A 21175-nucleotide genomic window follows, 5' to 3' on the forward strand; every position below is an offset into this window, starting at 1 on the left:
GGGCTACTATTTCGACTCGTCTCGCCTTCATGTGCCCAGGAACCCACCCATGCGATTACCCGATTTCATCCGGCAACAGGTGGACCGCATCGTCGAAGAGTGGGAACACTTCGCCAGCACCCTCACGCCCGCCGCCGAATACCTTGACCGGGTGGGCCTGCGTGACCACGCCAGGGCGATTTTGCTGGCCGCAGCGCGGGACATGTGCAAGCCACAGAGCGTCAGCGAACAGATGGCCAAGGCCAAGGGCGAAGGCCCGGAAAAGACCCCAAGCCTGGACGAAGCCGGCGCCAGCCATGGCGAGTTGCGGCATACCGTGGGGTTCGACCTGATACAGATGACCAGTGAATTCCGCCACTTGCGGGCCTGCGTGATTCGCCTGTGGGTAAACAGCCTGGAATCACCGGATATGGCGCACATCCAGGACATGATCCGCTTCAACGAAGCCATCGACGAAGCGCTCGCCGAATCCACCGCGGCCTACGCCGAACAGGTCAATCGCTCGCGGGATATCTTCCTGGCGATTCTCGGCCATGACCTGCGTGCGCCGTTGCAGGCGGTGAGCATGTCCACCGAAATACTGCTGCGCAAAGCTGCGCTGGAGGGCGATGCGCTGGTTTGTGTCAACAACATCAAACACGGCGCCCGGCACATGGCGGCGATGGTCAGTGATTTGCTGGAACTGGTGCGCAGTCGCCTGGGCAAAAGCCTGCCAATCGAACCGGCGCCCATGGACCTGGCCGGCGCGACGCACGCGGCGATCGCACTCGCCTGTGCCGGTAACCCGGAGTGCGATCCGCAGGTGGTCGTCGAGGGGGATACGCAGGGCGTGTGGGACGGCGCGCGACTGGCTCAACTGCTGCAAAACCTGATCGGCAACGCGCTGCAGCATGGTTCGAACAATCGCAATGTCACAGTGACGCTCACCGGCTTGCCAGAGACTGTTCGCCTGACTGTGCATAACTACGGGGCGCCGATTGCCGAAGAGTCCATCGGCACCATTTTCGATCCGCTGGTGCGCAGCGCCGACGAAGAACTCGGCCAACCCTCCACCAGCCTGGGGCTGGGGTTGTTCATCGTCAAGGAAGTGGTGGATGCGCACGGAGGGACGATTGAGGTCAGTTCGAACGAAACCGACGGAACGTTGTTTACCGTGATGTTGCCAAGAAAGGTGTGACACTTCGCGAGCAGGTTCGCGAAGGGGCCATGCGGGCCAAAATGAAATTTCAGAACCGGCAACAGGGCGACTTCTCACTATCAGTTCTGCTAGTTCCCAGCCTTTCCTGGTCGAGTCAAACTGAGAGCATCGCTCCAAGTCCCCGATCAAGGACGGCTTCAACATGCCCAACCTGCCCTCTGCTAGCCAGACACGCACGATACTGCTGGCGCCCGACGACAAAAACTCGATACATGCCGAACTCGCGGGAGGGCAGCGCAACTCCATCGCTTATGCCCTATATGGCTACCGGTCCGCGCAGCAGGAAATAGCCGCGCATTTGGGGTTCAACGGTGAATTGTGCGAGAGAATTTTCGGCTGGTATTTGCTGGGCAAAGGCTACCGTGCCTACAACCCGATACTGATGCGTTTTCACAGTCCGGACAGTTGGAGTCCGTTTGGGAAAGGTGGGTTTAATGCTTATGCATATTGTGGGGGGGATCCGAGGAACTTAACGGATCCTACAGGGCATATGTTTAGAATGCCGAAGCTTTTTGGAAAGCTGGGGAACGAATCTGTAACCAGGACAACCAGTACTTCTAGCTTGAGCCCTCTCATCTCCAATGCCGCTGAAATGGCCTCTACAGCTCCGCCCGAAGCCACATCCAAAACCATACCAGCGCTCACCAGGGAGTCTCTTACCGAAACCATTGTGTCCGAACGCAACTTCATCGACTACGGACCTTCGCGCAAAACGCCTCTTCCAATTCCCTCAAAGCAACTGCCCCGAGTCAATGATACGGGGGGGCAGGTGCATATAAATGATAATGAGGTCTGGAGGAGCCAACCCTTTAAGTTCCCCCCCGCTCCTCTTCCACCACGAAGAGCCCTCAAAGGCGGCGGCACACGTGAGTACTCTGTGAGATATGACGACGCTGGTAATCCAACACAAACCAGCGTTGAAAAAATGAATATGAAACAAATCGTACGTTCGATCCGAAAAACAATGAAGTCGTGAAGCTGCAAGCGTGAATTTGAGCACGGAAGCTCTGTGAGAAAACCTACTCCACCACCAACCGCCCCAGCCGCTGCTTGAGCATACGGTTCTCCGCCCGTAGCAGTTGGACCTCTTCGAGCAGGTCCAGCGCCAGGGCGACGCCTTCCCAGTCCAGCTCCAGATCATGACGCAACTTCGCGGCGCGCTTGGCCAGCGCCAGCTCGTAATCGGTGAAACGCCAGTCCTTGGGAGCCGCCCCCTGAGGTTCGAGGATGCCGTGTTCGACGATTTCGATCACGTAGACGTCCGACAGGTCGGTCGCCTCACAGAATTCTGTCAGGTCCAGTTGAACGATCAGGGGACTGCTCATGGTCAGTGACTCCTTGGTTCCAATCAGAAATGCTCTCGCGGATCGAACGCGGCTTTCTTCGCCAGTTCCTGCCACAGGGCCTTGATGTCATCGTCGGATTTTTTCGGCATGACGGCCTTCAGTTGCACGAACAGGAAACCGCGCTCACCGGCCTTGTTCAACAGGCCGTGGCCCTTGGCGCGCATGCGCTGGCCATTCTGGCTGCCGGCCGGGACCTTGAGATTGATCTTGCCGGTCAGGGTCGGCACCGCGACTTCGGTGCCCAGCGCCAGCTCCCAGGGCGCCAGCGGCAACGTGATGATCAGGTTTTCACCTTCGACATCGAACTTGGGGTGCGGCGCAAAACGAATGGTCAGGTACAGATCGCCATTGGCGCCACCGCCAACCCCTGGCGCGCCCTGCCCTTTGAGGCGGATGCGTTCGCCGTCGCTCACACCGGCGGGGATCTTCACGTTCAGGCTTTTAGGGGTGTTGCTGACGTGCTGGCCTGCCGCGTTGTAGTGCGGTACCTGGAAGGTGACTTTCTTCGATTCGTTGGACAGGGTTTCCTCGAGGAAAACCCCCAGCTCCATTTCCACGTCCTGCCCACGACGACCGGTGCTGCGACGCGACTGGCCACCGCCACCAAAACCGGGGCCACGGTTACCGAAGATCGAACTGAAGAAGTCCGAAAAATCGCCAGTGTCTTGACCTCCGCCGCCAAAACCGCCACGGCTCTGCCAGCCCGGTGGTCCCTGGAACGGTTGGCCATGCTGGCCATAGCGGCGCAATTCGTCGTATTCGGCGCGCTTGTCGGCGCTTTTCAGCGCTTCATAGGCTTCCGAGGCGTCCTTGAACTTGGCTTCGGCGTCCTTTTCCTTGCTGACGTCGGGGTGGTATTTGCGCGCCAGCTTGCGATAGGCCGCCTTGATCGCCTTGTCGTCAGCTGTCGGCTCCACGCCGAGAATCTTGTAATAGTCTTTGAAGTCCATCGCGGGAATCACCATCCGTTATCGAAATCGCGCCACCTGCCACAGCATGCGCCATTTGGCTGCACACAAGTTGACCGATCTCAGGATTGTGACCGGGTAGCGCATCAGAAGTTTATCGGCAGCGGACGGGGTGACTTGCGTTCATCCCGTGGCTGTCCGGTTGATGCAGGGTAGTTTGGGGGTGATGGCACTTCTTTCAAGCGTTGAACGGCAAGATTTAGCGGATAACCGGCCTTCGATTCTGCGCCGCACTGACATACACTGCGCGGCCGTTTTTTAACCGGAACCTGAAAGACATGAAAAACGCCTCCCCAGCCCGTGCCTGCGGTATCGACTTCGGCACGTCCAACTCCACCGTCGGCTGGCTGCGCCCCGGCATGGAAACGCTGATTGCGCTGGAGGATGACAAGATCACCCTGCCCTCGGTGGTCTTCTTCAACCTCGAAGAACGCCGCCCGGTCTATGGCCGACTGGCGCTGCACGAGTACCTGGAAGGCTACGAAGGCCGCCTGATGCGCTCGCTCAAGAGCCTGTTGGGTTCCAAGCTGATCAAACACGACACCAGCGTCCTCGGCACGGCCATGCCGTTCAAGGACCTGCTCGGCCTGTTCATCGGCCAGCTCAAGAGCCGCGCCGAAGCCACCGCCGGTCGGGAATTCGAAGAAGTGGTGCTGGGCCGCCCGGTGTTTTTCGTCGACGAAGACCCGGTGGCCGACAAGGAAGCCGAAGACACCCTGGTGGAAGTGGCGCGCAAAATCGGCTTCAAGGAAGTCTCCTTCCAGTTCGAGCCGATTGCCGCAGCCTTCGACTATGAGTCGACCATCGAAAAGGAAGAGCTGGTACTGATCGTCGACATCGGCGGTGGTACGTCCGACTTTTCCCTGGTGCGCCTCTCCCCTGAACGTCGGGGCGTGGCTGACCGCCAGGATGACATCCTGGCCACCGGCGGTGTGCACATCGGCGGGACCGACTTCGACAAGCAACTGAGCCTGCAAGGCCTGATGCCACTCTTCGGCTACGGCAGCCGGATGAAGAGCGGCGCCTACATGCCCACCAGCCACCACATGAACCTGGCCACCTGGCACACCATCAACTCGGTGTATTCACAGAAGTCGCAACTGGCGCTGGGCAGCATGCGCTACGACATCGAGGACACCGGCGGCATCGATCGCCTGTTCAAGCTGATCGAACAGCGCGCCGGGCACTGGCTGGCGATGCTGACGGAAGAAACCAAGATCGAACTGACCTACAGCGACAGCCGCGTGGTGCCACTGGATCGCATCGAGACCGGCTTGAGCGTGGAGCTGACCCGCGTGCTGTTCGAATCGGCCATCGACAATTTGCTCGAGCGCGTGCGCAACAGCGTGAGCCAGTTGCTGACAGACGCCAATGTCGGGTTCGATCAGGTGGATACGGTGTTCTTCACCGGTGGTTCCAGCGGGATTCCGGCGCTGCGCAACAGCGTGTCGGCGATGCTGCCGAATGCGCGGCATGTGGAAGGAAACATCTTTGGCAGTATCGGTAGCGGTTTGGCCATTGAAGCGGCCAAGCGTTACGGCTCGATGGACTGATCCAGTCCGAGGCGCCCCTATCGCGAGCAGGCTCGCTCCCACAGTTGATCGCATGCTCCTGTGGGAGCGAGCCTGCTCGCGATGGGGCCCTGTCAGGCAATGAAGATCTGCCCGATCAAACCATCCCCACCTGCTTCAACTCACTCTTCAGGTACGCGTAGTAAATCGGCCCCGCCACCACCCCCGGCAAGCCGAACGCGGCTTCGAACACCAGCATCGCCAGCAGCAACTCCCAGGACTTGGCACTGATCTGCCCGCCGACAATGCGCGCGTTGAGAAAGTATTCGAGCTTGTGGATAAAGATCAGGTAACCCAGCGCCGCCATGGCCACCCAGATCGACAACGACAGGCCGACGATGGTGATCAGTGTGTTCGACATCAGGTTGCCGATCACCGGCAGCAGGCCGAGCAGGAAGGTCAGGACGATCAGGGTCTTGGTCAGTGGCAGCTTGATACCGAACATCGGCAGCACCACGGCCAGGAAGATACCGGTGAAGAAGGTGTTGAGCAGGGAAATCTTGATCTGCGCGAAGACGATATTGCGAAAGGCCTGGACCAGCAGGTGCAGACGATCGAACAGTGCGGCGGCCAAAGGCTTGCGCTTGGTCAGGTCCGGAATGCGCTGCAAGGCGATGATCGCCCCCAGCACCATGCCGATCAGCAGCGTCACGAACATGTGCGCCGCGTCCTTGCCTACGAGTTGCAAGTCACTGAGGTGTTTACTGATCCACTCGCCAATCGCCACACGAAACTCGGCGGCACTGGCCGGCAGGTAGGCATCGATGAAGGGTGGCAGTTGCCCGCGGGCACGGTCGACCACGCCCATGAACTTGTCGAGAGAGGCGCCGGGGTTTTCCGCCTCGTGCAGCAGAAAGCTGATGGCGCCGGCGAAGATCAGCGTCAACACACTGACAATCAATGTCCCCAGCAAGGCCACCGCGAGCCAGCGCGCGCGCCGACCTTCGATCAGTCGTTGCAACTGCGGGGTGAGCATGTTGACCAGTTCGAACACCAGCAACCCGGCCAGCAGGCTGGGCAACAGCCGCAGCGGGATCACCAGCAGCAGTCCGCCAAAAATGATGATCCAGCTGATCACCAGCAATACATGACGTTGAGAAAACGTTGGCATACAGCCTCAAAGCGAACAGCGTAAAAGGATTGGCAGTCTGCCAGCGTTCCGGTGACAGCACTAGGGATTGTGTGGGGCGACCTTGGTCGGGGGCAGTCGGTTTTTTTGCAGCGACTTCACCGGCCCTATCGCGAGCAGGCTCGCTCCCACAATGGAACTGCATGCACAGGACAAATGTGGGAGCGAGCCTGCTCGCGATGAGGCCCTCCCAACTCACTCAACTAAAAGTCCTGTGGTTATTTTTTCTTCAGGCAATCACTCATGAACGCCTTGCGCTCATCACCCTTCAAGGCCTTGGTCGCGGCATCGGCGTTACAGGTTTTCATCTTTTCCTGCTGCGGGGTCAGGGCCTTGGCATCGTTGGCCGCCGGGGCCGCTTTGAGGCAATTGCTCATGAAGGCTTTGCGTTCATCGCCCTTGAGGCTTTTTGCGGTGGCGTCGGCGTTGCAGGTGGTCATCTTGTTCTGTTGTTCAGTGGCGGCGAAGCCCTGAGAGCAGAGCAGCAACCCGATCATCAACAAAGGGACACGCAGCATCTTCATGGAGTTTTCTCCTTGTCGCCGCACCGAGGGGAACGGCCTTGCTCTGGAGTGTAGACAAAGCCTGTTACACATTCCTGCCCTCCAAATGGCTCCGTCGATACTGCTCCGGTGTACACCCGGCCTGGCGCTGGAACATCGCGATAAACGCCGAGCCCGTGCTGTAGCCCATGTCGAAGGCGATTTCCTGAATGCTGCGCTGGCTGTCCAGGGCCTCAATGGCGGCGAGAAACCGCAGGCGCTGGCGCCACTCGCCGAAGCTCATGCCCAGTTCGCGGACGAATTGCCGCGCCAGGGTGCGTTCACTCACATGAATCAGCAAAGCCCAATCCGCCAATGGCCGGTTATCCCCGGGATCGTTCTGCAGGGCTTCGAGAATGCCCAGCAGACCGGGGCTACTGGCGTAGGGCAGATAGCACTCATGCACGGGGGCCTGTTGCAATTGATCCACCAGCACCTGGGCCAGGCGTTGGTCCGCGTCTCGCTCGGGAACCTGTACATCGCGCGCGGCGAAGTCCTTGAGGATCGCCTTGAGAATGTCGCTGATGGCCAGGGTGCAGGCCTGCGGCGGCAGATCGCGACATATGGTCGGCGCAAGGCAGACCGCGCGGTAGTTGACCGGTTGGTGGCTGTAGAAACTGTGCTCGGTCTCGGGCGGGACCCACACGGCGTACTGTGGCGGTGACATGAAGCGGCTGCCTTCGATCTCCATGTGCAACACGCCATGGGCCGCATACTCCAGGCTGCCCCAGGGGTGTCGATGGGCCGAGGCAAAGCGGTGCGCGTCAAAATCGGCGTAGCGGAAGTACACCGGGGCCGGCAGTTCAGTGAATTCCAGGAGATCGATGTGTTGGCTGGTCATGCTGTCCGAAATCAGGGGCGGGTTGTCTGGATCGAAGTATAGGCCTGCATCCGGACAGGGGATAATTGCCCCTCATTAACGTTTTGGTTTCTCCCGATGCAATATGCGTATCCCCTGCTGGCCATTTTTATCTGGGCCGGCAACACCGTCGTCACCAAAATGTCGGCCGGGTCGATCTTCCCCGCCGAGATCGGTTTTTATCGCTGGCTGCTCGCCGGCCTGCTGTTCACCCCCTTCATGCTCAAACCGGTGATTACCCACTGGCCGGCGATTCGCCCGAACCTGGGCAAGGTTTTCATTCTTGGTGTACTGGGCATGGCGGTTTATCAGAGCCTGGCGTATTTCGCCGCGGCCCTGACCTCGGCCACCAACATGGGCATCATCCTGTCGCTGATGCCGCTTATGTCCCTGGCCATGGCGATCATCAGCCTCGGCCAGCGCCTGACCGCCGGTGCGCTGGCCGGTGCAGTGCTGTCGTTCGCCGGGGTATTGGTGGTCGTTTCCTCCGGCAGCCTCGCGGTGCTGCTGGAACATGGGGTGAACCTGGGCGATGCGATGATGCTGGTCGCCACGCTCGCCTACGCGGTCTACAGCACCCTGCTGAAAAAATGGCAGCTGAAATTGCCACCGCTGGTGCTCTTGTATTTGCAGGTGCTGGTGGCGGTGGTGGTGCTGTTTCCGCTGTTTCTCATCTCACCGAAAATCGGCCTGACCCTGCAGAACATCCCGCTGGTGCTGTATGCGTGCCTGCTGGCATCGATGCTCGCGCCACTGGCGTGGATGCAGGCGGTGGTACGCCTGGGACCGAGCCGGACCACGCTGTTCTTCAATTTGCTGCCGGTGATGACTGCGTTGATCGCGGCGGTGGTGCTGCGCGAGCAGCTGGCGGTTTATCACCTCGTGGGTGGGGTGTTGACGTTGGGCGGGGTGATTGTTTCGGAGCGGTGGACCACTGTGCTGGGGCGTAAGGTCAGCGTCACCTTACACGGCCTCATCGCGAGCAGGCTCGCTCCCATACTTTGAAATGCATTCCCCTGTGGGAGCGAGCCTGCTCGCGATGAACGATAACGCGGTCTAAAGCCCTGCCGCCTTGAGTCGAGCCCCATGCTCGACAAACAACCGGATCGGCTCCGCCCCCTTCCCCACCAGCCCCAGCGACTGATTGACGATATCGAAATGGTCCAGCGGGTAGTCATCGCCAATCACCGTGCCCAGATGCGAACTGTAACGCCCGACCATCCCGTCGCAATGCCCAGCCTCGCGCACGAAGGTTCTGGCGAACAATCGGCAACTGCGGTTGGTGCCATCGAGCAGGTTGCGCCCACGGTTGGTCTTGCCGGGTTGCAGGGTGCCCGACCAGGAGTAATAGCGAACGCCATTCACTTGCGGCGGCCCATGCCCGCCCCACGTCTCGGGCAACCCTTGTGGATAACGCTGATTGAACAGCGCCACGCCTTCGGTGGTGAGTGAATGATGGGAAGCGTGAATATCCACCGGCAGCTTCGGCCCGCGATAACCGGTTTCCAGCAGGCTCATCAGCGCGGCGATCATCCGGATCAGAACACTCAACAGCCGGCCTCGCACGCTGTCATGGGGATAGTGTGTGTGCAGGTAATCGGCAAGCTCCGAGCCGTGATTGGGCCCCGCCACCGAGGTGACCGACGCTACCCGATCCGGTCGCGTGGCGGCCGCATAGCGGGCTGTCAGGGCGCCCTGGCTGTGGCCGATCAGGTTGACCTTCTCGGCCCCGGTCTCGCGCAGGATTTCCTCGATCCGCGCCAGCAATTGCTCACCGCGCACCTCACAGCAATGCAGGGGCGAGACCTGCACCGCGAATACCTGTGCACCACCCTGGCGCAACGCCGGAATGATCCCGTACCAATACGGATAGAGCAGCAGCCGGACAAACCCGAGCATTCCCGGGACCAGCACCAGCGGGTAACGCGTGGCACAACCTTGCGGCATGTTGGACATCCTTGTGGTCGAGGGGATGCAAGACGGGATGCAAGACATCCGCCAAGCATCACCAGCGAAGATGACAACTCAACATGCAGTCTATGACATCCGCCTACTTCAACCCGACGACCCCCGCCACGATCAGCCCGACCGACAGCAACTTCACTGCACTGAGGCTTTCCCCCAACAGCGCAAACCCGAGAAACACCGTGCCCAGCGAACCGATGGCGGTCCAGATCGGGTACGCGATGCTCACCGGCAACTCGCGCATGGCCAGGGTCAGGAAGTACACCCCGCCCACCGCCGCCACCACGGTGATCAACGACGGCCACAGGCGGGTGAAGCCTTCGGCGTACTTCATGCCCATGGCGAAGGTGACTTCGAAGCCGGCGGCGATCAGCAAAAACAGCCAGGCCATCTAGAACTCCCTGGCCAGCGCGACCAGCCGTTGTTCGGCCTCGGCGGCGGACACCGCGAAGGTGCGCGCTTCGGACTCTTCACCCTCGGCGGCAACCACCGTGACATCGGTGATGCCGATAAAACCCAATGCCGTGCGCAGCAAAGGATCGGCGTGGTTCATGGCTTCCAGCTCACCGCCCGGGCCGAAACCGAAGCCACCGCGGCTGGTGACGATCAAGGCCTTTTTGCCATGCACCAACGGCTCGTACTGGGCCACGCCATTGTCCAGGGTGTGGTTGAAGGTCAGGCCGATGCGCACGATCTGATCAATCCAGGCTTTCAAGCCACTGGGGACGCTGAAGTTGTGCATGGGCGTGGAAATCACCAACAGATCGTGGCCCAGCAATTCGCCAACCAGTTCGTCACTGAACGCCAGGTCCGCTTGCATCGACAGTGGCCGCGCATCCGGCTCCGGGTAAAACGCCGCGGCCACGAATGCCTCGTTGACCGGCGGGATCAGCGCCCGCCCGACTTCGCGGCGGGTCAGTTGCGCGTGCGGGCTGCGTGCTTGCAAGGCTGAAAGAAACACTTCGGCCAAACGCCGTGAGTGGGAACGCTCACCACGTGGGCTGGCATGAACGGCAAGAATTTTACTCATCTGAATCTCCTTGGGACTAAACTCAAACTGCTTGTGGCTTGCAGCTTGAAACTTGCAGCTACCCCTATTCAACTGAGGAAAAATCAGTTTGGATGAATCCATTTCATCCATGGAGTGTTCATGTTTGCCTCTTTGCCGCTGACCGCCCTGCGTGCCTTTGAATCGGCTTCGCGCCTGCTGAGTTTCAAAGCCGCCGCCGAAGAACTTTCCGTGACCCCGACGGCGGTGTCCCATCAGATCCGTTCACTGGAAACCTGGCTCGGCGTGCAGTTGTTCGAGCGCTTGCCACGCCAGGTGCGCCTGACCGAAGGCGGTGAGCGACTGTTCCACAGCCTGCATGGCGCGTTTCTAGAGGTGGCGCAAAGCGTCGACACCCTGCGCCCGCAACGCAGCGGCGCAAGCCTGACGATCTCCACCACCGCCGCCTTCGCCGCCCTGTGGCTGGTGCCGCGCCTGGGCCGCTTCTACGCCCGTCATCCGAACATCAGCCTGCGCCTGGATACCCATTGCGAAGTCATCGACCTGCATCAGGACGCCAGCGTCGACCTGGTGGTGCGCTACAGCCTTGATGACTACCCGAATCTGTATGGGCAATGCCTGTTCGATGAAACCTTTGGTGTCTATGGCTCACCGGAACAAGTGAACCTCGCCGCCACTCGCACGCCAACACTGATCAGCGTGCGCTGGCACAACTCCAAGCTCTATGCCCACGGCTGGGAGGCCTGGTGTGCTCAGTCCGGCGAGACTTGGCTGACCGGCCAGCCAGCCGTGCGCGAGTACGATGAAGAGCATTACGCCTTGCAAGCGGCAATTGCCGGACAAGGGGTGGTGCTGGCGAGCAATATTCTGGTGTCCGAAAGCGTGGCCAGTGGATTACTGATGCCTTATCGGGGCGATGTGCAGGTGGATGGCGCGGGTTACAGCGCATTGTGCGTGCCGGGACGGGAGCGACATCCACCGGTTCGGGCGTTTTTTGCGTGGTTGCGTGAAGAGGCGGCAATATCTGCCTGACATATTTATTTAACACGGCACCCAACTAAATCACGAAAACTTAAACCGCACCAATCCTGCTTATATTTTAAAGTTACAAACCAAACATGGACTTTCATCAGCCCGAACTTATTCTAATACTTGCAACCACCCGGTTGGCCACACAAACCAAGTAAAGGAATACATTCATGCTACTTGAACAACGACTCGAATTCATTGAATCCCTACCTCCATTTCCACCAATCGCAATGCCACGGACATTTACCGACTTCGGAGAGTACACACCACCTCACGACACTAACAAGCCAACAGCAAGTGTAATGCCCGAAACAATAAACGCGTTTCTTCCGGGGGTTCCAAAACAAACCATTGATGATGTAAATCTTTGCAAAATGGTTGCGCAGCGCAACGCCTCTCATCATTTCCCAGAGGAAAGCCAGTTATTTCAGTGGTACAAAGAATACGTTAAAACCCTGACAAGTTTTGGCTGGATAATTCAAGACAAAGACATTCAAGAGGTCGCCATCAGGGGAGTCGGCCTGACGATGGATCAGGTTGCTTTCGACATTGCCTCGAGACTGATGAGTCCGAAGGCCGCGGACGTTCTGGCCAAGGTATCGAAACAAGCTGTAGATACCGTACAACAAAGCCCAAAGGCGACCCAAATATTCAACATTGGGGCAAAACTCGGCGCTCAGGCCAAGTTCGACCTCGCGCCAGTCTGGGTCGACAACTACGGTCAAGCGAATATGGTCCTTAACTGCATCTCCCTCGATGCACGGGAAAGTACCCGTGGCATTCTGTTCTGGAAATCCACAAAACAATCCACGACGATCAAAACCGGTGCTGTGCGCTGTTATCTGGATAACAACGCTTTCTCGGGAGTACGTGCCAAGTTGTTGAGCAGATACACCGATGCCACCAACAAGTACATTGACAACCTTCCTGATTTTTAAAACTTGCGAACGTTTAAATCGGCAGCAACCTGTCGATTTAAACAGCTCGCATATATATTGAGCACTTACAACCATGGACACACCCACTTATGACATCTACCTGATCAACGGTAACATCACCGTTTTTTTGTGGTGCACACGACGAGAATTTTAAAAAAGACATTCTTTACTCCAGCCTTCTGGGCGACCTCATAACAACTTCCAAACGGCTGCAGAGTCCGGAACAGATATTTTCCAGTTATGCAAATGAAGTCGGTAGATTTGGCTGGATTCAAAATAGCCGCGAAATAAAACGTTGCGAGTTCTCATCAAACAGCCTTTTCAAGACCATCGAAACAGGCATTGGCACATCTCTGACCAAAGAGGAAAAACAACGTTTATGTAACGCTTTCATGCAACTGAAAAAACCGCCTACCCATTCGCCGGTTATCAAAACCGCTCTCGATAGACTTCAGGCCAACTCGTTTACCCCAGGCCACGAGATGCATGTCGGTGTCTCAACCAAAGCGCCAGTTGCCACGTCAACGCGGCTAACCATTGTTCGCAACAATGCAAGCATCCTCACCCTGCAGGTTGCCTTCAAAACGACCAATGGAATCAGCATGGACATCCTGGATCAACCCGTCCTTAACGCCATCAGGGACGGAAAAACCAACATGTGGTTACTGGTCAGTTCGCTGGACGTTCGGGAATACGACAAGATCAGAGCCGCTGTCATTAAAAAAATGGGCAATCACGTCAACACCGATTTACTACATGTTCAAACGCCAAACCACGTGAATTGAAAAACCATCAACACCCACGTTTGATCGCCCCCGGACATTGGTTCGGGCGCGATCAAACTTTTTCAAGCCCGCATCAGTTTTTCACGGTCTTGGGGGCCTTCCCCGCCTTCATCTGCTCCAGTAAAGGTGCACACTGATTCGGTTCTCCCGCACTCGGAGCCACCAGCGCCAGCAACCCGGCCGCTGGCGCAGCAATCACGCCCAGCGCCACCATCCCCGCCCCGCGCAACATTAACGGTACGGCCTTCACCCCCGCATCGGGCTTGATGAACTTGCCCCGCACGTACAGCGGCGAGCGCAACGAAATCAAGCGCCAGCCCTTGGATTCCGGGGTAACGGTCAGATCCAGTTGCTCGGTCGCCATGTTTGCCGTGCCGTCGACATAGATGATCGCGTTCTCGGTATCGAAGACGAACAGCCGCGTGGTTGCCAGACCGCTCTTGATGTCGAAGTCGGCAGCCGCGCAGTTGATCTTCACTTCCTTGTCGCCAAAGATTTTGCCAACCACATAGTTGCCGACGTTCAACCCCGCCAGCTCCATCAGTTCGCGACTGATGGCGCCATCGTTGATCAGCATTTTCAGATTGCCGTTGGCGCTGCCCAGCAACTTGGCCACCGAGTTGCCACGCCCGGTGATATCGGCATCACCATTGAGCTCGCCAAAACTGGTTTTCATCGGCTCGAACGTAGGGAACAGCTGTTTGAGCTTGAAGCCCCGCGCGGTGAGCTTTGCCTTGCCCTCCAAAGGCTCGGTGTGCCCGTTCAGGCGTATCTGCGAATCCAGCTTGCCGCCTGCCACGCCAAAGCGCAGCGGTTCCAGGCTGAGCACCCCATCGGTGAGGACCAGATGGGTATAGAGGTCGGTGAATGGCAGTTTTTCGCTGTGGACGATGCGCTTGCCGGTGAACTCGACGTCGGCGTCCATATCGCGCCAGCGCTCGGTCTTGAACTCCTCGACCGGCAATACCTTGTCCGCCGGTTGCTTGCTCTCACCACCGCGGGCCTTTTGCTTGGCGTTGGAGTCCGCGCCGATCAACGGCGCCAGGTCGGCAAACAGCAGTTGATTGGACAGCAGAGCCCCACTGAGTTTGGGCCGTGGCTGGCTGGCGACATAGCTCAGGTTGCCGTGAATATCGCTGGAGCCGATGGTGCCGTTGAACTCTTCATAGCGGAACACCGCCCCGCCCGCCTCATGCAACTTGGCGATCAAGTGACCGTCGGTGGCATAGGGCGGGGTATCCGGCAGTGTCACGCCGGTCAGCGGGTAGAGATTGCCGAGACTGCTGCCCGCGAGTTTCAGGCGCAGGTCCAGGGCGCCGAGGTTCAGCGGATCGCTCAGGGTGCCGGCCAGCTCGACGCTGGTGTCGGCGATCTTCACCTGTGCCTGCAACGGAAATGGCCGAGCGGCATCCTGCAATGCCAGCAGACCGCCGATCTTGCCCTGGCCCGCCAGCTGTTGACCGTGGTACTGGCCTTTCACCTTGAGTCCAAACGCGTAGTCTTGCGGCGTCGAGCCCTTCTCCCGGGCGGTTTTCGCGGCTTTGTCGCCCACGATCTCGCTGAACGGAACGGGTTTGCCCAACGGATCGATCAAGACGTCGAGCTGAGTCTTCAAGTTCTGATCGTCGAGGGTCACGTGGCCCCTGTCGAAGCCGATCGCACCGATGTCCAGCACCCAGGGCGACGGTTCGGCGTTCGGGTCTTTCGGGTCGAACTTGAACGTCCAGTTGGCGCGACCGTCCGCCAGACGTTGCAGTTCGGCATTGGGTTCGGTCAGGTCGATGCGCGGGATCACCACCCGCTGCGCCAGCAACCCCAAAGGCGAAATGCGCAGTTCCACGCGTTTGAGCGTGGCCATCTGCGGCGCTTTCGACCAGTCCGGGTTGCCCAGGCTCAAGTCCTCGGCCACCACATGGGGCCACGGCACCCAGGCGCGCCAACCGCCCTCCTCGACTTCACGTCGCCAGACCACCGACAGGTTGCCGTTGATGGCGAACTGTCGGTGCAATTCCTCGGAAACCTTGGCATTGAGCGTCGGTTTGATCCGGTTCCAATCGAAGAACACGATGAACAGCACCAGCACCGCCAGCAAGGCAACCAGGGTGGTGAAGGTCCAGGCGAAGATTTTACGAGTGCGCGTCATTGCACAAAGCTCCTGATACGGCTGAGCGTCCTGACCACGACACCCATGAGAAACGGCGGGCGATAACCGACCCGCTATGGAATCTACGACTGAAAAACGGCCCGCAGGTTTAATCGAAAAACCGTTTTCGACACAACCGAACCGTCGATTTTGCCCTCTGCCGCACAGCGAGCGTTACCGCACCCGCACTTTTGTGCGGCACAAGTGAGTCGAAAATACCCACCTCGGTGCAAAACCATCGACCTGAAAGGCCCGGTTTAGAGCCTTCGCCGAGAACAATCAATTCCGTTGATTATTAACATTGCGTTTATGAACTTTTATATCGACTTCTCGAGGGTAACATTGCACTCGTACCCACTTTATCGCCCTGCCACGGAGCACAGATCATGAAACGCCAGTTACTGCTTAGTCTTTCCCTTTCTCTGTTGGCCAGCACTGCCTTCGCGCTGCCGGCCGCTGAACAGGCTACTCCGCAAGTCAAAGACAGCCACTCGGTGTTCAGCCAAACCGTCGCCGCCGATGGTTCCGACCGTACTCCGGGCCAAACCCTGGCCGAAGGTGGTAACGATCGCCTGAAAGAAAAAAACCTGATCACTGAAGACGGCTACGACCAGACCCCACAAGGCCAGACTGTTGCTGCCGACGGCTCTGATCGCACCCCTGGCCAAACCCTGGCTGCTGATGGTTCCGATCGCACCCCTGGCCAAACCGTTGCCGCTGACGGCTCCGACCGCACTCCTGGCCAAACCCTGGCCGAAGGTGGTGGTGACCGTGTGATCGAACGCAACAGTTCGATGAGCTAAGCCCCATGGCCGCCTTGAAAAAAAGCCCAATCACCGGATTGGGCTTTTGATTTTCTGGCTCTCCAGACTGTCGATTCCTCACATCCCCGCCGCATCTCCCTATCGTTGTTCGACGCCGGCAAAGCCGATTTGCTAGAGTGCGCCGCTCTCCATTTCCAGAAAACGCCCTTGCGATGCTGCCCCGCGCTGAACAGAAACAACAAACCCGCGTCGCCCTGATGGACGCTGCCCGGCACCTGATGGAAGGTGGCCGCGGATTCGGCAGCCTGAGCCTGCGCGAAGTGGCGAAAACCGCCGGGATCGTCCCGACCGGTTTCTATCGGCATTTCGCCGATATGGACGAACTGGGCCTGGCGCTTGTCTGCGAGGTCGGCCAGACCTTCCGCGAAACCATCCGTTTGGTGCGACATAACGAGTTCGTCATGGGCGGCATCATCGATGCGTCGGTGCGGATCTTCCTCGACGTGGTCAGCGCCAACCGTTCGCAATTTCTGTTTCTGGCCCGCGAGCAATACGGGGGTTCGTTGCCGGTACGTCTGGCGATTGGCCGCCTGCGGGAAAACATCAGCTCGGACCTCGCGGCCGACCTGTCGTTGATGCCCAAGCTGCAGCACCTGAACATCGCCGGCCTGAGTGTGATGGCCGACCTGATCGTCAAAAGCGTATTCGCCACCTTGCCGGACATCATCGACCCGCCGGCCGAGGCACTGCCCGAGCACCTGACGCCTCAGGCGAAGATCACTCAGCAGCTGCGCTTTATCTTTATTGGTCTCAAACACTGGCAAGGGCTGGGCAGCACTGAGTAATCCTTGTAGGAGCGAGCCTGCTCGCGAAAGCGCCAGCTCATTCAACACCGAGTTGACTGATCTGCCCCATTCGCGAGCAGGCTCGCTCCTACAGAAAAGCGAAATCGCCTCACGTTGGTGCACTGCAAAAAACTCTCGCACCAACATCACTCAAAACCATCACCTTGAGTAGGCTCGCCTCACGCCTCCGTCAGCCATTTCCTACGCATCCCGCCGATTGGCAAGCCCCTTGCTCTAGCCTGTGCATCGTCCATTGCTGGAAGCTTTCCAATGCTGGTGATTCATCGAAGAATCGACCCTCAACCTGTCTGGGCCGCCGAGTTGCACTTGAGCTTCGAAGCCCGGAGCAAAAGCCGTTTGCGCTGTTTCAGTGCCGAAGGCGAAGACGTCGGGTTGTTTTTGGAGCGCGGCCAGTCGCCCCTGCATGACGGCGAGTGCCTGCAGGCCGAAGACGGTCGCATCGTCCGTGTCTGCGCCAGCCCCGAACAACTGCTGCACGTCACCTGCGCCAATGCGTTCGAATTGACCCGCGCCGCCTATCACCTGGGCAATCGCCACGTCGCCCTGCAAGTAGGTGATGGCTGGCTGCGCCTGCTCGACGATTACGTGCTCAAGGCCATGCTCGAACAGCTCGGCGCCACCACCGAATCCATCGAAGCGCCGTTCCAGCCGGAACACGGTGCCTACGGCGGTGGACATCATCATTCGCGCCATGGCGATGAAGACTTCAACTACCCGCCCAAACTGCATCAGTTTGGCGTGCGCCTGTGAACCCGGCCTGGGCCCTGCTGCGTCTGGCCAGTCCGCAACTGCCGATTGGTGGCTACAGCTATTCCCAGGGCCTGGAAATGGCGGTAGAGAACGGCCGCGTCAACGATCCCGACAGCGCGCGACGCTGGATCAGCGATCAATTGCTGCTCAATCTCGCCCGCTTCGAAGCCCCGCTGCTGCTTGCCCATTGCGTCGCGGCGCAGGAAGAAAACTGGTGCGAACTGCTGCAGCGCTGCGAAGAACACCGCGCCAGCCGGGAAACCCGCGAGCTGCATCTGGAGAGCCGGCAGATGGGCTACTCCCTGCAACAACTGCTCAACGGTTTGCCGGAACTGGATACCGCGGCCCGTGACTTTCTTGCCCAGCAGCCGGAGCCACACCTGGCGCTGGGCTGGGCCCTGGCTGCCCGTGCCTGGCGGATCAGCCCGCAGGATGCGCTGGCCGCGTGGCTCTGGAGCTGGCTGGAAAACCAACTGGCAGTGCTGATGAAGACCCTGCCGCTGGGCCAGCAGGCCGCCCAGCGCCTGACCAGTGAATTGTTGCCGCTGTTGCAGCAAGTCCAGCACAACGCTACCCACCTCAACCCCGAACACATGGGCAGCGCCGTTTTCGGCCTGTCCCTGGCGTGCATGGCCCACGAGCGCCAGTACAGCCGGCTGTTCCGCTCCTGAGCCCTTTATTTTGGACGCCCTATTTTGGAGAAGCACATGAACACACAACCCCTGCGCGTCGGCATCGGCGGCCCGGTCGGTTCCGGCAAGACCGCCCTGACCCTGGCCCTATGCCTGGCCCTGCGCGACCGTTACAACCTGGCCGTGGTGACCAACGACATCTACACCCGTGAAGACGCGGACTTTCTGGTGCGCAACCAGGCCCTGGCGCCGGAACGCATCATCGGTGTGGAAACCGGCGGCTGCCCGCACACGGCGATCCGCGAAGACGCCTCGATCAACCTTGAAGCCGTGGATCAGCTGAACCGGCGCTTTCCGGGCCTGGATCTGATCCTGGTGGAGTCCGGGGGTGACAACCTGTCGGCGACCTTCAGCCCGGAACTGTCCGACCTGACCATCTACGTGATCGATGTGTCCGCCGGCGACAAGCTGCCGCGCAAGGGCGGGCCAGGAATCTGCAAATCCGATCTGCTGGTGATCAACAAAATCGATCTGGCACCGCTGGTGGGGGCTTCCCTGACCCTGATGGACAGTGACACCACGCGCATGCGCAACGGCAAGCCGTTCGTCTTCAGCAACCAGAAAACCGGCCAGGGCCTGGAAGAGATCATCGCCTTCATCGAACGCCAGGGCTTGCTGACCGCAGCCTGAAAACCATTGATCAACAAGGAAGCTCACCCATGACACTTAAACGCATTCTCGGCGCCATGGCCCTGCTGTTGACCCCGGCCCTCGCCTTCGCCCACCCGGGGCACGGCGACAATGGCCTGGTCGCGGGCATCAGTCATCCGATCGGCGGGCTCGACCATTTGCTGGCGATGCTCGCGGTGGGCCTCTGGGCGGCGCAGCAAAAAGGCGCGGCGCGCTGGGCGCTGCCGTGCACCTTCGTCGGCACCATGCTGCTGGGCGGGTTGTTGGGTTTCGAAGGGTTGAACCTGCCGGCGCTGGAGGGCGGGATTGCCGCGTCTGTGCTGGCCCTGGGGCTGGCGGTGGCATTGGCGGTGCGTCCGCCGTTGAGCATGGCGCTGGCCGCGACGGCGATGTTTGCGCTGTTTCATGGCGTGGCTCATGGGCTGGAACTGCCTGACATGTCGAGCCCGTGGGCGTATGCAGCCGGGTTCGTGGCAGCGACGGCGGCGTTGCATGGAGCGGGCTATGCGCTGGTAAGGGCGTTGCCTCAAGCGGCAGCTCCACTGGTTCGGCTGGCAGGAGCGGCTTCGGCGGCGACCGGGGTGTGGTTGTTGGCGGGTTGATTCTTTATTGCCTGTGATGGCCTCATCGCGAGCAAGCTCGCTCCCACAGTGGTTCGGTGGACACAAATCCATTGTAGGAGCGAGCCTGCTCGCGATGACGGCCTGACAGACACCACAAACCTCAGGCCTGCTAACATGTCGCGCAATCAACCCTGCCGTGACGACGCCAGCCAATGCCGCAAGCCTCCCGCTCCGCCTCCCAGCCTGAATTGACTGCCCTGTTCAGCGACGTGCAACAACACTTTCTGAACGTGATCGTGCCGCTCTGGCAAGGTCCGGGCTGGAATGCCGACATGGCGCTGCCCCATGAGGCACTGGACGCCGAACACCAGCCATTGCCTGCCCAGCGTTATCGCGCCATGGCCTGTGCGCGGCAGTTGTATCTGTTCGCCAGCCTGATCGGCCAGGTGCCGGCGGCCGAAGAACGTGCGGCGGCCCTGTTCCGCTCGTTGCAGCGGCATTTCCACGATGCCGAGCATGGCGGCTGGTTCTACAGCATCGACCCGCAAGGCGCGCCGCTGGACACTCGCAAGGACCTCTACACCCACGCCTTCATCCTGTTCGCCTGCGCCCATTACTGGGACAAAGTGCGCGAACCGCTGGTGGAGTCGGTGCTCAACGCCAGCCTTGAAGTGATCGCGCAACGTTTCGCCACAGGCGACGGCCTCTATGAAGCCAGCCTCGATCGCGACTGGTCATCCCTGAACAGCGGCCCGCTGCAAAATCCCCTGATGCACCTGGCCGAAGCTTTCCTTGCCACCCTGTCGGTGCGCGAAGATCTCGCGGTGCAACAAGCGCTCGTCGAGTTATGCACAGCCATGCAAAAGCGCTTTATCGATCCCGAGCAAAGCGTGTTGATGGAAAAGCCGCTGGGCGCTGTGGATAACTGGTTTGAGCCGGGGCATCAGTTCGAGTGGTATTTCCTGCTGGAGTCGTCCGACTTGCTGCGCGGCTCGGCATTGCACGCGTCCCTGGAGCGTGCGTTCGCCTTCACCGAGCAGTTGGGGGTCGATCAACAGACCGGCGCCGTGCGCGCCATGCTTGATCTCGGTCCGGATGGCGGTTCGCGCGACGCTACCCAGCGCATCTGGGCCCAGGCCGAGTACCTGCGGGCATTGACCCTGCGTCCGGATAGCGAGGCGGCTGTCTTGCGTCAATTGCAGGCGCTGCAACAACGTTCGCTGCACGCGGGAGGCTGGTATGAGTGCCGTGATGAGCACGGGGAAGTGAGTCGCCGCGACATGCCGTCGACTACGCCTTATCACCTGGCGACCTGTTATGCCGGATTGGCTGAATATCTTCGCTGACTGATAAATCGCTTTCGCGGGCAAGCCCGCTCCCACAGGGATTTGCGGTGTACATGCTATCTATGCCACGCAACATCCCACT

23 protein-coding genes are annotated in these 21175 nt (G+C 59.6%); 14 read left to right on the forward strand and 9 right to left on the reverse strand.

Features of this window, described 5'->3' with window-relative positions; genetic code table 11:
• Positions 1-49 precede the first annotated feature (49 nt).
• Positions 50-1177, forward strand: coding sequence for a sensor histidine kinase (locus tag ABTV29_RS28305; protein ID WP_433767827.1), 1128 nt, complete (start codon positions 50-52; stop codon positions 1175-1177).
• 163 nt (positions 1178-1340) lie between these two features.
• The gene (locus ABTV29_RS28310; RefSeq protein WP_433767828.1) at positions 1341-2174 is read left to right on the forward strand and encodes an RHS repeat-associated core domain-containing protein; all 834 of its coding nucleotides are present in this window, start codon (positions 1341-1343) and stop codon (positions 2172-2174) included.
• A 43-nt stretch (positions 2175-2217) separates the two neighbouring features.
• On the opposite strand, the gene ABTV29_RS28315 is transcribed toward ABTV29_RS28310, so the two are convergent.
• Both ABTV29_RS28315 and ABTV29_RS28320 read right to left on the reverse strand, forming a co-directional pair.
• Positions 2218-2523, reverse strand: a complete 306-nt coding sequence (locus tag ABTV29_RS28315) for a chaperone modulator CbpM (RefSeq protein ID WP_433767829.1) — start codon at positions 2521-2523, stop codon at positions 2218-2220.
• A gap of 23 nt (positions 2524-2546) precedes the next feature.
• Positions 2547-3494: a DnaJ C-terminal domain-containing protein gene (locus ABTV29_RS28320; protein WP_433767830.1), complete on the reverse strand. Its 948-nt coding sequence runs from the start codon at positions 3492-3494 to the stop codon at positions 2547-2549.
• Positions 3495-3790: 296 nt separating this feature from the next.
• On the opposite strand from ABTV29_RS28320, the gene ABTV29_RS28325 reads away from it, so the two are divergent.
• Entirely contained in the window at positions 3791-5065 is a 1275-nt protein-coding gene (locus ABTV29_RS28325) for an Hsp70 family protein (RefSeq protein ID WP_433767831.1), read from the forward strand.
• 115 nt (positions 5066-5180) lie between these two features.
• Here the strand turns inward: ABTV29_RS28325 and ABTV29_RS28330 are convergent, their stop codons facing one another.
• The 3 genes from ABTV29_RS28330 to ABTV29_RS28340 form a co-directional block, all read right to left on the reverse strand.
• Positions 5181-6194: an AI-2E family transporter gene (locus ABTV29_RS28330; RefSeq protein ID WP_433767833.1), complete on the reverse strand. Its 1014-nt coding sequence runs from the start codon at positions 6192-6194 to the stop codon at positions 5181-5183.
• Between the two features lie 236 nt (positions 6195-6430).
• Entirely contained in the window at positions 6431-6736 is a 306-nt protein-coding gene (locus ABTV29_RS28335; protein WP_175375493.1) for a PsiF family protein, read from the reverse strand.
• Positions 6737-6800: 64 nt separating this feature from the next.
• Positions 6801-7595: an AraC family transcriptional regulator gene (locus ABTV29_RS28340; RefSeq protein WP_433767834.1), complete on the reverse strand. Its 795-nt coding sequence runs from the start codon at positions 7593-7595 to the stop codon at positions 6801-6803.
• A gap of 96 nt (positions 7596-7691) precedes the next feature.
• On the opposite strand from ABTV29_RS28340, the gene ABTV29_RS28345 reads away from it, so the two are divergent.
• Positions 7692-8618, forward strand: a complete 927-nt coding sequence (locus ABTV29_RS28345) for a DMT family transporter (protein ID WP_433767835.1) — start codon at positions 7692-7694, stop codon at positions 8616-8618.
• A gap of 51 nt (positions 8619-8669) precedes the next feature.
• On the opposite strand, the gene ABTV29_RS28350 is transcribed toward ABTV29_RS28345, so the two are convergent.
• From ABTV29_RS28350 to ABTV29_RS28360, 3 genes are all read right to left on the reverse strand, one after another.
• On the reverse strand, positions 8670-9560 hold the full coding sequence (locus ABTV29_RS28350) for an alpha/beta fold hydrolase (protein ID WP_433767836.1): 891 nt from the start codon (positions 9558-9560) through the stop codon (positions 8670-8672).
• Between the two features lie 103 nt (positions 9561-9663).
• Positions 9664-9969 carry a DMT family transporter gene (locus ABTV29_RS28355; RefSeq protein ID WP_095192092.1) on the reverse strand — a complete coding sequence of 102 codons (306 nt, stop codon included), beginning with the start codon at positions 9967-9969 and terminating at the stop codon, positions 9664-9666.
• Entirely contained in the window at positions 9970-10608 is a 639-nt protein-coding gene (locus ABTV29_RS28360) for an FMN-dependent NADH-azoreductase (RefSeq protein ID WP_433767837.1), read from the reverse strand. It abuts the gene before it with no gap.
• A gap of 120 nt (positions 10609-10728) precedes the next feature.
• Between ABTV29_RS28360 and ABTV29_RS28365 the strand changes: the two genes are divergently transcribed.
• From ABTV29_RS28365 to ABTV29_RS28375, 3 genes are all read left to right on the forward strand, one after another.
• Positions 10729-11619, forward strand: coding sequence for a LysR substrate-binding domain-containing protein (locus ABTV29_RS28365; RefSeq protein WP_433767838.1), 891 nt, complete (start codon positions 10729-10731; stop codon positions 11617-11619).
• Between the two features lie 167 nt (positions 11620-11786).
• On the forward strand, positions 11787-12554 hold the full coding sequence (locus tag ABTV29_RS28370; protein ID WP_433767839.1) for a hypothetical protein: 768 nt from the start codon (positions 11787-11789) through the stop codon (positions 12552-12554).
• Positions 12555-12946: 392 nt separating this feature from the next.
• Positions 12947-13339 carry a hypothetical protein gene (locus ABTV29_RS28375; RefSeq protein ID WP_433767840.1) on the forward strand — a complete coding sequence of 131 codons (393 nt, stop codon included), beginning with the start codon at positions 12947-12949 and terminating at the stop codon, positions 13337-13339.
• A 73-nt stretch (positions 13340-13412) separates the two neighbouring features.
• On the opposite strand, the gene ABTV29_RS28380 is transcribed toward ABTV29_RS28375, so the two are convergent.
• Positions 13413-15482, reverse strand: coding sequence for an AsmA family protein (locus ABTV29_RS28380; RefSeq protein ID WP_433767841.1), 2070 nt, complete (start codon positions 15480-15482; stop codon positions 13413-13415).
• A gap of 386 nt (positions 15483-15868) precedes the next feature.
• On the opposite strand from ABTV29_RS28380, the gene ABTV29_RS28385 reads away from it, so the two are divergent.
• From ABTV29_RS28385 to ABTV29_RS28415, 7 genes are all read left to right on the forward strand, one after another.
• Positions 15869-16285 carry a hypothetical protein gene (locus ABTV29_RS28385; protein WP_433767842.1) on the forward strand — a complete coding sequence of 139 codons (417 nt, stop codon included), beginning with the start codon at positions 15869-15871 and terminating at the stop codon, positions 16283-16285.
• A 173-nt stretch (positions 16286-16458) separates the two neighbouring features.
• A complete protein-coding gene (locus ABTV29_RS28390; protein WP_433767843.1) occupies positions 16459-17091 on the forward strand; it encodes a TetR family transcriptional regulator in 633 nt (210 codons plus the stop codon).
• A gap of 270 nt (positions 17092-17361) precedes the next feature.
• On the forward strand, positions 17362-17862 hold the full coding sequence (gene ureE, locus ABTV29_RS28395) for an urease accessory protein UreE (RefSeq protein ID WP_433767844.1): 501 nt from the start codon (positions 17362-17364) through the stop codon (positions 17860-17862).
• Positions 17859-18533, forward strand: a complete 675-nt coding sequence (locus ABTV29_RS28400) for an urease accessory protein UreF (protein ID WP_433767845.1) — start codon at positions 17859-17861, stop codon at positions 18531-18533. The genes ureE and ABTV29_RS28400 overlap by 4 nt, the downstream gene beginning before the upstream one ends.
• A 36-nt stretch (positions 18534-18569) precedes the next feature.
• A complete protein-coding gene (ureG, locus tag ABTV29_RS28405) occupies positions 18570-19184 on the forward strand; it encodes an urease accessory protein UreG (protein WP_077045358.1) in 615 nt (204 codons plus the stop codon).
• A 29-nt stretch (positions 19185-19213) separates the two neighbouring features.
• Complete coding sequence (locus ABTV29_RS28410) at positions 19214-19786, forward strand: HupE/UreJ family protein (RefSeq protein WP_433767846.1); 573 nt, start codon at positions 19214-19216, stop codon at positions 19784-19786.
• A gap of 173 nt (positions 19787-19959) precedes the next feature.
• Entirely contained in the window at positions 19960-21093 is a 1134-nt protein-coding gene (locus tag ABTV29_RS28415) for an AGE family epimerase/isomerase (RefSeq protein WP_433767847.1), read from the forward strand.
• Positions 21094-21175: the final 82 nt, after the last annotated feature.

The organism is Pseudomonas putida, assembly GCF_050989985.1.
GTDB classification, from domain to species: domain Bacteria; phylum Pseudomonadota; class Gammaproteobacteria; order Pseudomonadales; family Pseudomonadaceae; genus Aquipseudomonas; species Aquipseudomonas putida_AI.

Bases quoted from the DNA above. Each gene is read 5' to 3' on its own strand.
- ureG (WP_077045358.1), top strand. From the start codon at position 18,570: ATGAACACACAACCCCTGCGCGTCGGCATCGGCGGCCCGGTCGGTTCC.
- ABTV29_RS28410 (WP_433767846.1), top strand. From the start codon at position 19,214: ATGACACTTAAACGCATTCTCGGCGCCATGGCCCTGCTGTTGACCCCG.
- ABTV29_RS28365 (WP_433767838.1), top strand. From the start codon at position 10,729: ATGTTTGCCTCTTTGCCGCTGACCGCCCTGCGTGCCTTTGAATCGGCT.
- ABTV29_RS28355 (WP_095192092.1), bottom strand. From the start codon at position 9,969: ATGGCCTGGCTGTTTTTGCTGATCGCCGCCGGCTTCGAAGTCACCTTC.
- ABTV29_RS28340 (WP_433767834.1), bottom strand. From the start codon at position 7,595: ATGACCAGCCAACACATCGATCTCCTGGAATTCACTGAACTGCCGGCC.
- ABTV29_RS28335 (WP_175375493.1), bottom strand. From the start codon at position 6,736: ATGAAGATGCTGCGTGTCCCTTTGTTGATGATCGGGTTGCTGCTCTGC.
- ABTV29_RS28310 (WP_433767828.1), top strand. From the start codon at position 1,341: ATGCCCAACCTGCCCTCTGCTAGCCAGACACGCACGATACTGCTGGCG.
- ABTV29_RS28325 (WP_433767831.1), top strand. From the start codon at position 3,791: ATGAAAAACGCCTCCCCAGCCCGTGCCTGCGGTATCGACTTCGGCACG.
- ABTV29_RS28315 (WP_433767829.1), bottom strand. From the start codon at position 2,523: ATGAGCAGTCCCCTGATCGTTCAACTGGACCTGACAGAATTCTGTGAG.
- ABTV29_RS28350 (WP_433767836.1), bottom strand. From the start codon at position 9,560: ATGCCGCAAGGTTGTGCCACGCGTTACCCGCTGGTGCTGGTCCCGGGA.
- ABTV29_RS28370 (WP_433767839.1), top strand. From the start codon at position 11,787: ATGCTACTTGAACAACGACTCGAATTCATTGAATCCCTACCTCCATTT.
- ABTV29_RS28415 (WP_433767847.1), top strand. From the start codon at position 19,960: ATGCCGCAAGCCTCCCGCTCCGCCTCCCAGCCTGAATTGACTGCCCTG.
- ABTV29_RS28305 (WP_433767827.1), top strand. From the start codon at position 50: ATGCGATTACCCGATTTCATCCGGCAACAGGTGGACCGCATCGTCGAA.
- ABTV29_RS28390 (WP_433767843.1), top strand. From the start codon at position 16,459: ATGCTGCCCCGCGCTGAACAGAAACAACAAACCCGCGTCGCCCTGATG.
- ABTV29_RS28375 (WP_433767840.1), top strand. From the start codon at position 12,947: ATGCAACTGAAAAAACCGCCTACCCATTCGCCGGTTATCAAAACCGCT.
- ABTV29_RS28345 (WP_433767835.1), top strand. From the start codon at position 7,692: ATGCAATATGCGTATCCCCTGCTGGCCATTTTTATCTGGGCCGGCAAC.
- ABTV29_RS28360 (WP_433767837.1), bottom strand. From the start codon at position 10,608: ATGAGTAAAATTCTTGCCGTTCATGCCAGCCCACGTGGTGAGCGTTCC.
- ABTV29_RS28380 (WP_433767841.1), bottom strand. From the start codon at position 15,482: ATGACGCGCACTCGTAAAATCTTCGCCTGGACCTTCACCACCCTGGTT.
- ABTV29_RS28385 (WP_433767842.1), top strand. From the start codon at position 15,869: ATGAAACGCCAGTTACTGCTTAGTCTTTCCCTTTCTCTGTTGGCCAGC.
- ABTV29_RS28320 (WP_433767830.1), bottom strand. From the start codon at position 3,494: ATGGACTTCAAAGACTATTACAAGATTCTCGGCGTGGAGCCGACAGCT.
- ABTV29_RS28330 (WP_433767833.1), bottom strand. From the start codon at position 6,194: ATGCCAACGTTTTCTCAACGTCATGTATTGCTGGTGATCAGCTGGATC.
- ureE (WP_433767844.1), top strand. From the start codon at position 17,362: ATGCTGGTGATTCATCGAAGAATCGACCCTCAACCTGTCTGGGCCGCC.